The 11,595-nt window shown below is 58.7% G+C and carries 11 protein-coding genes; all 11 read left to right on the forward strand.

The features are described 5' to 3' along the window. The first annotated feature begins 156 nt into the window (after positions 1–156). The 11 genes from QTL56_RS11080 (at position 157) to QTL56_RS11130 (ending at position 11,519) form a co-directional block, all read left to right on the forward strand. Positions 157–1,554 carry an ATP-binding protein gene (locus tag QTL56_RS11080; protein ID WP_245135649.1) on the forward strand — a complete coding sequence of 466 codons (1,398 nt, stop codon included), beginning with the start codon at positions 157–159 and terminating at the stop codon, positions 1,552–1,554. Continuing rightward, the gene (locus QTL56_RS11085; protein WP_229574881.1) at positions 1,551–2,231 is read left to right on the forward strand and encodes a response regulator; all 681 of its coding nucleotides are present in this window, start codon (positions 1,551–1,553) and stop codon (positions 2,229–2,231) included. Before QTL56_RS11080 ends, QTL56_RS11085 begins: the two co-directional genes overlap by 4 nt. 173 nt (positions 2,232–2,404) lie before the next feature. Continuing rightward, positions 2,405–3,571 carry a YHYH protein gene (locus QTL56_RS11090; RefSeq protein WP_289393182.1) on the forward strand — a complete coding sequence of 389 codons (1,167 nt, stop codon included), beginning with the start codon at positions 2,405–2,407 and terminating at the stop codon, positions 3,569–3,571. Positions 3,572–3,597: 26 nt separating this feature from the next. Continuing rightward, positions 3,598–4,791, forward strand: a complete 1,194-nt coding sequence (locus QTL56_RS11095; protein WP_245135646.1) for an Lcl C-terminal domain-containing protein — start codon at positions 3,598–3,600, stop codon at positions 4,789–4,791. A gap of 52 nt (positions 4,792–4,843) precedes the next feature. Then, the gene (locus QTL56_RS11100; protein ID WP_245135644.1) at positions 4,844–5,485 is read left to right on the forward strand and encodes a PEBP family protein; all 642 of its coding nucleotides are present in this window, start codon (positions 4,844–4,846) and stop codon (positions 5,483–5,485) included. A gap of 48 nt (positions 5,486–5,533) precedes the next feature. After that, positions 5,534–6,067, forward strand: coding sequence for a ricin-type beta-trefoil lectin domain protein (locus QTL56_RS11105; RefSeq protein WP_245135642.1), 534 nt, complete (start codon positions 5,534–5,536; stop codon positions 6,065–6,067). Between the two features lie 610 nt (positions 6,068–6,677). Then, on the forward strand, positions 6,678–7,295 hold the full coding sequence (locus QTL56_RS11110) for a paraquat-inducible protein A (RefSeq protein WP_245135640.1): 618 nt from the start codon (positions 6,678–6,680) through the stop codon (positions 7,293–7,295). Beyond that, positions 7,292–7,909 (forward strand): paraquat-inducible protein A, encoded by a 618-nt coding sequence (locus tag QTL56_RS11115; RefSeq protein ID WP_245135638.1) that lies wholly within the window; start codon positions 7,292–7,294, stop codon positions 7,907–7,909. The genes QTL56_RS11110 and QTL56_RS11115 overlap by 4 nt, the downstream gene beginning before the upstream one ends. Next, positions 7,899–9,653, forward strand: a complete 1,755-nt coding sequence (locus QTL56_RS11120; RefSeq protein ID WP_245135636.1) for a PqiB family protein — start codon at positions 7,899–7,901, stop codon at positions 9,651–9,653. Before QTL56_RS11115 ends, QTL56_RS11120 begins: the two co-directional genes overlap by 11 nt. 3 nt (positions 9,654–9,656) lie before the next feature. Beyond that, positions 9,657–10,211: a PqiC family protein gene (locus QTL56_RS11125; RefSeq protein WP_245135634.1), complete on the forward strand. Its 555-nt coding sequence runs from the start codon at positions 9,657–9,659 to the stop codon at positions 10,209–10,211. A gap of 21 nt (positions 10,212–10,232) precedes the next feature. Further along, positions 10,233–11,519, forward strand: coding sequence for a mechanosensitive ion channel family protein (locus tag QTL56_RS11130; RefSeq protein WP_245135632.1), 1,287 nt, complete (start codon positions 10,233–10,235; stop codon positions 11,517–11,519). The last annotated feature ends 76 nt before the right edge of the window (positions 11,520–11,595 follow it).

An 11,595-nucleotide genomic window follows, 5' to 3' on the forward strand; every position in this document is an offset into this window, starting at 1 on the left:
GCCTCACAGTCCGAGACGTCTTGTGTCCGAAGACCACGTCACCACGCGCCCCTTAAGTCCAGCTCCGCGTGGCGACCGCTACTGGTGCACTGAACAGCCAGTCAGTTATGTGCATACTCGCTGCACGATCGCGCGCGATGAGGGAGTATGGACTGCTTGCGTACATCACTGACAACCAAGATCTTCCTGGCCATCGCGTCCACTTCGGTTCTGGTAATAGGCACAATGGCCTTGCTGGTGGCGCTGTCCATGCGTGATGGCTTTTCCCAATATCTGCTGAGAGGTGAGATCGCTCGCTTCAACACATTGGCGCAGGAATTGGCACTGGCGCACGACCCGGCCGCGCCGGGCTGGCCAGAACTCAAGGCAGAGGGCGAGGCTTGGAACGCTTTCGTCATCAAACATTTCAGACCACCCGGCAATCCAGACGGAGATGACGTGAAGGCGGATCCCCTGATGATCGGGGACCGGTTAACGCTGCTGGATGCCCAAGGCGACCGCATTGCCGGTGCGACCGCACGCAGCGCGATTTACGAGCAACGTCCGATTTGCGTCGCCGCCGATTGCAAAGATGGCGCGCCGCTTGGCTATCTCCATCTGAATGCTCCCGAATTCTCCGACAGCACTTCGGATGGCTTCTTCATTCGAGGGCAATACACGTCGCTTGCGTTCTCCGCCTTGATCGCCCTGCTGCTTTCAGCCGCTGCGGCATTCTTGATCGCTCGCCAAATTCTTATTCCGATCAAACGTTTGGAAGGCGGAGCAAAGACCCTGGCATCCGGCGACTACAGCCAACGGATCGAAAAAGACCGGACAGATGAACTGGGCGATCTTATCGCCTATCACAATGCACTTGCCGAGACGCTGGCCAAAGCGTCCCAGGCTGAACGTGAATGGATGTCCAATACGTCACATGAACTGCAGACGCCGCTTGCGGTTTTGCGTGCGCAGATTGAGGCATTGCAGGATGGTGTGCGTCAGCCCAACCAGGAAACGCTGGCCGAGATGCACGCTGCACAAATGCGGCTATCGCGACTGGTCCAGGACCTCAAGATCCTCACTCATTCCCGCGAGCCCGAGCATGTGGCCAGTTTCAATCAAGAGGATCTGGTCGAGGTCGTAACCGACGCCGTGCGGGTCGCACGCCCGATGCTCGAAATGGCCGGACTTGAGATTGACTGCGCATTTCCCGAAACGCTGACACTCAAATGTGACCGAACGCGCATCTCGCAGGTGATCGACAATCTTTTGCAGAACGCCGCGAGATACACCGATCCGCCGGGCAAGATACGTTTGCGGATCTGGCGCGCCAAGGGGTTCGCCCATGTATCAATTGAAGACACGCCACCAACGGTACCGGATGACGTGCTGCCGCGGCTGTTTGACCGCTTCTTCAGAGCCGAAGGCTCCCGTTCGCGCGCTCTTGGCGGTTCGGGTCTCGGCCTTTCGGTCTGCGAGGCCATCGTTGAGGCACACGGGGGCAAGATCTCTGTTGCGACATCAGAACTGGGTGGCCTGAATGTGACCTTCACCCTGCCGGAGAGACGATCGTGACCAAGCCACATATCCTCATTGTCGAGGATGAGACCGCACTTGCCGAGGTAATGCGGGATTATCTGCTTTCTGACGGCATGTCCGTGGACATCCTGTCTACAGGCACCCATGCCGTGAAGACCGCTCTCGACGGGGCGCCCAACCTCATCATCCTCGATCTAATGCTGCCCGGCGTGGATGGCTTGACGATCTGTCGCGAACTGCGCCAAACCTCCGATGTCCCCATCATCATGACGACCGCCAGGGTCGAAGAGATCGACCGCCTCCTCGGGCTCGAACTGGGAGCCGACGATTATGTCTGCAAACCATACTCTCCGCGCGAGCTCCTGGCGCGGGTGCGGGCGGTGTTGCGTCGACGCCCCACCGGTGAGCAGGTGGCATCCGAAGACCCAAAGTCGCGGCTGCAGATCGATTCTGAGAAATGGCGCGTCACCCTTGACGGCTCCGATCTGGACCTGACCCGCCGCGAGTTTTCGCTTATCGCGGCCCTGGCTGCACGCCCTGGTCGCGTGTTTTCGCGCGATCAGCTTCTCTCACTGGCATTTCCCGACGATACTGACGTCATTGACCGGACAATCGATAGTCATATTCGCAACATCCGTCGAAAATTCCATTCAAAGACAGACTGGGATCCGATCCGCTCTGTCTATGGTGTCGGCTATGCCTATGAGGACTGATGCGACAGACGAGCGCTCTGCAGCACACAGGAATTGTGTCTGCATATTCCCTGCATACTCCTTCCATGCCCCGTCCCTGATAAGCTGGCATCACTCCGCCATTGATTTCTGCAAATGGCGTTCCGGGAAGAGGCGTTTCCGGTACATATAATACTCAAAAGAGAAGCCGCATCATGCCCAATGCCCTCAGGTTCATCTGTCTACCCATTCTGGTAGCCATGGGATTTCCAGCAACGGTTTCCGCCCATACCCAAACAGGTGCCTTCCAAGAAACGGCCCTCCTTCGCGCGCCGGAGGTTGTCGATTGCACTCTGGAAAACGGCGCCAGAACCAAGTGCCAGAAACTTTCGATGGGATACTTGCCCGACGGATTGGAAATCGGACCATTCTGCCCGGCAACGGTCAATGATGCGGGTGGCCTTTGGGAGTGGACTGGCGAAAATGCGGGGCTTTACAGGATCGATGGAAACTTCCTGCGCATGCTCGACGGTCTTGGATATCGCTTCTTCGACGACGAAGGCAATGTTTACTCGGTCGACAATGCCACGGAGCGCCCCACGGTCGATCACGCCTGCATCAATGTCTCGCTGGATGAAAGCGTCGAGATCACGATGCTGCTGCCGGTCCAGCCCGTCATGGCTGACACACCAACGGCCCTAGGGGTCGTTTCAAAGGTCGGCGTCGCGCTGGATGGCGTGCCAATCTTTTCTGATGCGCCGCCAATTCAGGTGACGGGCCACATGCCTGCACTGGACACCTGCGGCGGTCATGTCGATCCCGGCGGATGGTATCATTGGCACGGAACTTCGACAGATGTGGCAACTGTCTTCAAAGAGGAAAACATATCTGCCGATTGCGCACTCAAGCAGGACGCCAGCGCACAGTTCGGATACGCCTTCGACGGCTTCCCGATGTACGGCTCGCTTGAGGCTGACGGATCAACCCCTGTGGGACTGGATGCTTGCGGTGGTCATGTTGGCACCACCACAAATGGCAAAACCTATCACTACCATTCTTCGAAGGACTTCCCGAACCTCCCCGCCTGTCTGGTGGGTGTCGTGGCCGAGAACAATTTCACCACAACGGCAACCGCCGGCATCGGCGCACAGCGCGCAGGCGAAGACAGGCGCAACGAGCCCCCGCGTCCGAATGGCGGACCTGGTGGAATGCCCCCGGGCTTTGAAGATGCCGCCAAAACCCTGGGCGTCACGCCCGAGGCACTTCTCCATGCAATGAATGAAGCAGGCGGCCCGCGCGCCGACCTTGCCGCCGCAGCGGCGGCTCTGGGGATAGATGAGGCCACCTTGCGCAACGCCCTGCCACGGCCACCCCGCCCATAAAAGCGCTGAAATTGGAAGGACAGGACATGCTACGCCTCTCACACATCGCTCTATTTTTCGCCGTGTCGGCCGTCAATGCTCACGCTCAGGACATCACCTATCCGGTGGTCGACACAATGCAGGATAAGTGCTTCGACCTACTGGGTGACGAGGTTGCCTGCCCCGCGAAGGGTGACGATCTTTTTGGCCAGGATGCGCAGTATTCCCGTGTTGAAGCGTCGTACACGGCCCAAGGCGACGGCACCGTTCTTGATAACAATACGGGTCTTGTCTGGGAAAAAACGCCGCAAGACGACCGCCTTCAGTATAGCGAGGCCCTGAGCTACTGCAGCGCGCTCGAGCTGGGCGGACGCGACAACTGGCGCGTACCCTCCATCAAGGAACTCTATTCGCTCGCCGATAACCGTGGCGAGTTGCTGAAGCCTGAGCAGGGCGAACCGACGCCCTACATTGACACCGAATACTTCGACTTTTCCTATCCCAAGGGGCATATGGCCTTCGCTGGCCAATACTGGAGCAGCACCCTCTACGTGAAGGGGCCCGTTCAGAACGGTCGCAACCAAGCCGCGTTCGGCTTCAATTTCGCCGATGGACATATCAAGGCCTATGGCACGGGACTGGACTTTTATACTGGCGCCGCAGCAACCGGCGGATTGACCGGAGAAGACGGAAAAGCGCCCGGCAATTACGTGCGCTGCGTGTCGGGCCAGGAAGACGTCTACGGCATGAATGCCTTTTCAGACAATGGCGACGGCACCGTTAGCGACAGGGCCACGGGCCTGATGTGGCAAAAGGCCGACGACGGCACCCGCCGGGAATGGAAAGAAGCACTTGCCTATTGTGAGGCGCTTGATCTGGGCGGCTACGACGACTGGCGACTGCCGACCTCCAAGGCCTTGCAAAGCATCGTCGACTACAAGCGCACTAGCTTCCCGGCCATCGACACCTCCGTGTTCACGATCACCGAAGATAATGAGACTCTGGACTTCTGGACGAGCACCACATTTGGCGATTGGAAGAACTACGCCAACGTCATCGCCTTCGGCAAGGCCCTGAGCAAAGCCGGCGATCAGACCGAATATAGCGATTGGCACGGCGCAGGTGCGCAACGCTCTTCGATCAAGACGATTGTTGGTCAGGAGACGACCGAGGATACAACCTGCTCGGTGAACGCCTGCGACTATAACCGATCTGACAATCTCGTGCGCTGTGTGCGCTAAGCGTGCGGGCCACTCGATGGCCCGCTGTTTCGCAGGCTGAAAGGATACCGACATGAAGCGCCTCATCATCAGCTCTGTTCTGGCTGTCATCACTCCATCGATCGCCAGCGCCGAGACTTTCTCTGCCGATGTCTGGGCCGATAACTGGTTCGAAGTGCGCATCGACGGCACTCAGGTTGCCGAAGACAGCGTGGCGATCACAACCGAACGGTCTTTCAATGCCGAAAGCTTTACCTTCGAGGCCGAGCGACCTTTCACCATCGGGCTTGTCGCAAAGGATTTCATCGAGAACGACACCGGCCTGGAATATATTGGGACCAGACGGCAGCAGATGGGTGACGGAGGAGTGATCGCGCAGATCAAGGATGCGTCAGGCAGCATCGTTGCAGTCACCAATGCCGACTGGCAGTGCCATGTCATTCACACCGCCCCGCTGGACAAGGCCTGCGAGAATGAAAGCGACCCGGTCGCCGGCGAGGGCGTTTGTGCCTTTGACATATCCGATGAGCCCGACAATTGGGACCAGGCCGCATTCGATGCCTCGGACTGGCCTCGGGCCAGCGCTTACACATCCGAGCAGGTCGACCCCAAACTCGGCTACAACGAGATCGACTGGTCTGAGGACGCGCAATTCATCTGGGGACCCGACCTTGAGCAAAGCAACACGATCCTGTGCCGCCTAACCATCGAATAAGCACCCGATCAGACTTCCATATCACGCCAACACAGGAAAACCTCCAGCATGACAAATCGATTGATAAGCGCGACCGCCATTTCTCTCCTGCTCTCCACCGGAATTGCCCATGCAGGGACAGTCGAGATCTATCTGCTTGACAGGCTCGACAACAAGCAGAACGGATATTGCCTAGATATTTCCGGCGGACAGGGCGCGGATGCCGATCCCTCAAACGGTCTGCAAGGTCACACCTGCTACTCACCCTCCGGACAGATCTTCGTCGACCAAGGCTTTGATTCCGAAAAGTTTGCAAACGGTGTTCTCTACATGCCGGAATTCGATGTCTGCGCAACCGTGGCTGCGACCGAGCCCGGCAGTTCCGTTGGGCTCGCAAGTTGCGACGGCAGCGAGGCGCAGAGCTTCGTCTTCTCCGGCGAAGGGACGATCGTGCCCGCCTCTGCGACGGACATGTGCCTGACACTTGGGGAAGATACCCGCTCTGGCCGCAGCGACACCAATCAGATCAAAGCCCTTTCGCTGGAAGCCTGCAGCACGGACAACGCAGCATCTCAGACTTGGGGCAATCGAGGCGCGAATTGACAGGTGAGTTCTGTTGACAGGTTGAAGTCTCAATCCAGCAGGACGCGCGGCGGGCCACCGTGTCCGCCGCGCGGCTCTGACGGTTGGCCAAATCCGGGGAGGTCGACCTCTACGCCGATAGGACCGTATCCGACACCCGCACTGGCGCGGCCGCTGTCTGATCTGCGGCAATGGCCGCCGCCCACACTTACGCCCTCACCGGCAGTCCCCTAGTTGACCTGCCCATACGCGGTGTCACCGATGATGGTGACGACAGGGTCGAGCCGAAATCCACTTAATAAATTTTCCAGAAGCTGTTCAGACCAATCGCGCCACCTCCATGCGAGCCGCAGCCCTCGTGCATGGCCCATGGCCTGCACTATCTTATTGTTTTACATGAATTTTTTTAACTTAGGCGGCATTGGCATCCACCTTATTCGAATGACAGCAACGTCTGCAGAAGAAGGAAAGTGAAGAAAAAATTCTTTATGACATAAGTTTTTTAGCATATGCGCAACGGGCGATAGTGCCTGCTCCCCGAAGAGCCGTCATGCCGCACCGATCTCATCCGTTGTCGCTTGGCTTCGGGATCATGCGAACACCCAGCGATGCAGGACCCACCAGCAGAACCATGGTCAACGATCCACACCACATCGGCTGCCCGAACTGTGACACCGTGCATCGGTTCTCGGCGCAGGAACTGACTGTACCCACACGCTGCGCCCGCTGCGGCTACAGGCTGACACTCGGTCGGAAGGATGCCGTTTTGCGCGTAACCATGCTGGCGCTGACCTCGCTTGTGCTGATGGGGCTGGCGCTGTTTGCACCCTTTCTGACGCTCAATGCCGGACCGTTTGAATCGCGAGCCTCCGTGATTGATGTCATCTTTGGATTTGCGGAAGGCATCATGGTGCCGTTGTCGTTTGCGGTGCTGTTCTTCATCGTGATCATTCCGGCAATGCGATCCGGGCTGCTGATTTATGCGCTCGCCCCGAACCTCGCCGGAGTGGCACATGCGCCGCTGGCCAGACCTGCCCTGCGCCTTGCTTTCACGCTGAAGCCCTGGGCGATGGTGGAAATATTCATGGTTGGAGTGGCAGTCGCACTCGTCAAGCTGGCCGGCATGGCAACGGTCGACACCGGTGCGGCGTTCTGGGCATTTGTTCTTTTGGTGCTCGTGAACGCGGCGCAAGACGCGTTCATGTGCCGCAACACGCTCTGGACAACCGTCGGGACACCACCATCATGATGACTGCGCGCGATCATGGCCTTCTCACCTGCCGATCCTGCGGGCTGCTCGCGGAGCCGCAGGCATCATCGTGCAAGCGGTGTGACAGCCCCCTTGCCAGCCGCGATACGGCAAGCCTGCAGCATGTCTGGGCCTGGCTGGTGGCGGGGCTGATCATCTATGTTCCCGCCAATCTCTATCCGATGCTGCGGACAACCCAGGCCTTCCGATCGCAGGAGAGCACGATCGTCGGCGGCGTGGTCGATCTCGTACATCACGGTGCCATTGCCATTGCAGCCATCGTCTTTATCGCGAGCGTCGTTATCCCGGTCGGGAAGTTCATTGTCATCGCCTACCTCGCCGTGCTCCTGTCACAACCTGGGCCAAAGAACGCCCATCGCCTGCACATCTTGTATGAGGCGGTCGAATTCATCGGACGTTGGTCCATGATCGACGTGTTCGTCGTCGCCATTCTGGTCGCCCTTGTACAGTTCGATGTGCTGGCGTCCATTCAACCCGGATTCGCCGCGGCCTGCTTCGCGCTTTCCGTGGTTTTCACCATGCTTTCGGCCCAAGCTTTCGATCCAAGGATGATCTGGGACGCAACCGATGAAGGAGCGCCACATGACGCCTGAGGACAACACGACAGTCACCCGACCGAAGGTGGAGACCAGGAAGCGGAGGTTTTCGCTCGTCTGGCTGATGCCGGTTCTGGCCATTGCCATCTCCGCCTATGTCGTATGGAACAACTACAATCAACGCGGTCCGCTGATCACCATTGTCCTTCAGTCGGGTGCAGGCATCAGTGCCGGCGCGACGGAAGTGCGTATCCGCGACCTGAAAGTCGGCGTGGTCGAGGATATCGGCTTCTCCGACGGCATGGCGGCGGTCGAGGTGAAGGTGCGGCTGGACAAGGACATCGTCGGCTACGTCGATGAAGACGCGCAATTCTGGCTTGTGGAACCGCAGGTCACCGCGCGCGGTGTGACGGGGATTGGGACGCTACTTTCCGGCGTCTATATCGCCGCGAACTGGGACGGCGTGGAAGGCGAATTCAAGGACCGTTTCACGGCACTGACCGTGCCCCCGCTCGCCTCCGTCGGCGAAGAAGGCACGCGGATCGTCCTGCGCGCGCGGGCCGGCGGGCAATTGGCAGCAGGTGCGCCTGTTCTGACCAGCGGCCTCGAAGTCGGACGGATCGGTCAACCAGAATTGTCCAAAACCGGCAACACGGTCACCATGGAGGCCTTCATCTTCAAACCGTACGACGCCCGCCTGACGAGCAACACACGCTTTTGGGATGCCTCGGGTCTCTCACTCAATCTGGGTGCTCAGGGCTTGGCTTTGAAGGTCGATAGCTTGGCAGCGCTCATTGAGGGTGGCGTCACCTTCGGTGAGCCGGTGACCGGCGGCCAACTGGTTTCGGATGGCCATGTCTTTGACGTCTTTCCGACCGAAGCCGCCGCGCGCGAGAATGCGTTCGAAGCCAACGTCCTGCCGAGCATCAATGTTTCCGTTCTCCTTGACGGCGACATCAACGGCCTGAACCTCGATACGCTTGTCCGTTTTCGTGGCATCAAGGCTGGCGAGGTGGCCGATCTCGTCGGTGTGGCGGTCGAGGATGGCAGCGACAATCCGGTTCGGCTGCGTGTCGATCTGCGGCTATCGCCGACACGGCTCGGCCTTTCGCGCGATCAAACGGCAGATGAAGCCATTGCACAGCTCAAGACACGGGTTGCCAACGGTCTCCGCGCGCGTGTCGGACAGGAAGGCTTGTTCGGGCAAACCGTCATTCTGGAACTGGTACGGTTGCCGGAGCAACCGACCGCCGAGATCACCCAGGGCGAAGACGGACGACTGTATCTGCCGACGGCACCAACCGCAGAGGTTGATCCAAATTCCGGCGTCAACGGTTTGGTTGCCCGGCTTTCAGGTCTTCCGATAGAGGAATTGATGGCGGCGGCCACGGATGCACTGGGCAACGTGTCACGCCTGACGACCACGGCAGACGGACTGCTGCAGTCCGAAGGACTGGACCGCATCCCGCTCACCCTCGACAAGACATTGGGCGAAATGCGCACGCTTGTTGAAGCGATCCGCAACGGCGGCGCCATCGACAATCTGAATGCCACACTGCAAAGCGCAGACAGCGCGCTCAAATCTGTCGACAGCGCAGCCGCCAGCCTTCCTGCGCTCTCCGCGCGCCTCAACACGGCTGCCGGAAATCTTGAGGCGGTGATTGCGGGCTACGGCGACCAGTCACGGCTATATGGCGACCTGCGCGGAGTCTTGGGTGACTTCGCCAGAATGGCCGAATCTTTCCGTTCGCTGGCCCGCAGCATCGAACGCAATCCCAGCTCGCTCATTCGAGGACGGTAACCCATGCGTATTGTCATATCAGCTTTTCTAGGACTGTCCCTCGCAGCATGCAGCGCAGCCGCGCCTGACCGCTTTCTGATCGAACCAGTTACAACCGGACAGACGGTCAAAACCAGTGCAGGCACGATTTCGGTCATGACCGTCAACCTGCCGAGCTATGCGAAAGAGACCGGGATCTATGTCCAGAACCAGACGAGCGCAATTGTCGCGATCCCCAAGGCCGATTGGGCGGATGACACCGAGCGTGCCATGCGCCTCCATCTGGTGCGCAGCCTCGCCGACATGACCGGCGCGGATGTCGCCTCTGATCCCTGGCCGCTCGGTGGAGTTCCCGAAGCCGAAGTCCGTGTCGATGTCGAGCAGATGTATGTCGACAAATCCGGCATCATGCGACTTTCAGGCCAATTCTCGATCCGTCGTGATCGCGCCGAGAGCCGCAACCGGATCCGGCAGTTCGACATAGAGACACGGGCAGCGGCCCAGACACCCGCGGCCATCGTTGATGCGCATGGCAAGGCTTGGCAGCAACTCGCCGACGCGATCGCGAAATCGCTCTGAACTCTTGCGAAGGATGACCAGATGGAGATTCTCGCGCCATACATCGACATGTTTCCGGATCAGGTCGAGCAGTTGCGGGCCTTCTTTGCACGTGCGACCGCAACCTGGGTCGTTTACCAGGGTCTTGCGATCGTCTTTGCGGTCATCTGTTCGTTCACCTTCACACGGGCAGTGTCACGTCGTATCGAGGCTTTTCTGGACGGTGACGACGGTCATTGGCTGAGGACCTACAAGCGGGGGATCGTTGAGCGTATCGCCCCACTGATTTTCCTTGTTGTCGTCTGGTTGTTCTGGACAACGTTCCGCCAGATCACCTGGACCAGCAACACGCTTCTTCTGGGCAGCGTTACCAAACTCGCGACGGCCTGGATCCTGATCAATATCCTCGCAAGTGTTATCCGCAATCGCTTCGTGTTCCGGATCGTTTCCATTTCGCTTTGGATCATTGCCGCATTGTCGATCCTCCGGTTGATGCCTGCCGTGACCGTCTATCTCGACACCATGGCGATCTTGGTTGGCGACACACGCCTATCGGCGCTGCGACTGATCAAGGCCGTGATCCTGCTCGGCCTTCTTCTTTGGGCGGTCGGATTTGCTGCCCATCTGCTGGACACGGCCCTGAGGCGATCGACCGAACTGTCGCCCTCGATGAAGGTTTTGATCGGCAAACTGGTGCGGATCGTCTTCTTCTTCATTGCGGTGATGATCGCATTGCGGGCCGTTGGCCTCGATCTGACGACCTTCGCCGTATTCTCGGGCGCTATCGGTGTCGGCATCGGATTTGGCTTGCAGAAAAGCGTTTCGAACTTTGTCTCGGGAATTTCACTGCTGATGGACAAATCCATAAAGCCCGGAGACGTGATTTCGCTCGGCGACACGTTCGGCTGGATCAACCAGTTGAACACCCGGTACACGTCCGTGGTCACCCGTGACGGGCGTGAACACCTGATCCCGAACGAACAATTGATCAGTCAGGAGGTCGTGAACTGGTCCTACAGTGATCAGAATGTGCGGATCGAGGTGCCATTTGGCGTGAGTTATGATGCCGATCCGCATCAAGTGAAGTCGCTGATCGAAGCCGGACTGGTGAAGCATCGCCGCATCCTCGCCAAACCGGCGCCCATCGTGCATTTTTCCGCGATGGGCGAGTCCTCGCTTGATTTCATCTTCCGCTTCTGGATTCGAGATCCTGCCGAGGGCGTCGCCAATATCAAGAGCGACGTGCTGTTTGCCATCTGGGACATCCTGAAACAGAACAACATCGAGATCCCGTTCCCGCAGCGCGTTGTGCATTTGCGACACGAATGACTGAGCCAGCATTCACTCTTTGAACGGAACAAGAAGGTCCGCCTATCCCATTACACGACAGGATTGCAGGTGATCA

It is taken from the genome of Peteryoungia algae (genome assembly GCF_030369675.1).
In the GTDB taxonomy this organism is placed as follows: Bacteria; Pseudomonadota; Alphaproteobacteria; order Rhizobiales; family Rhizobiaceae; genus Allorhizobium; species Allorhizobium algae.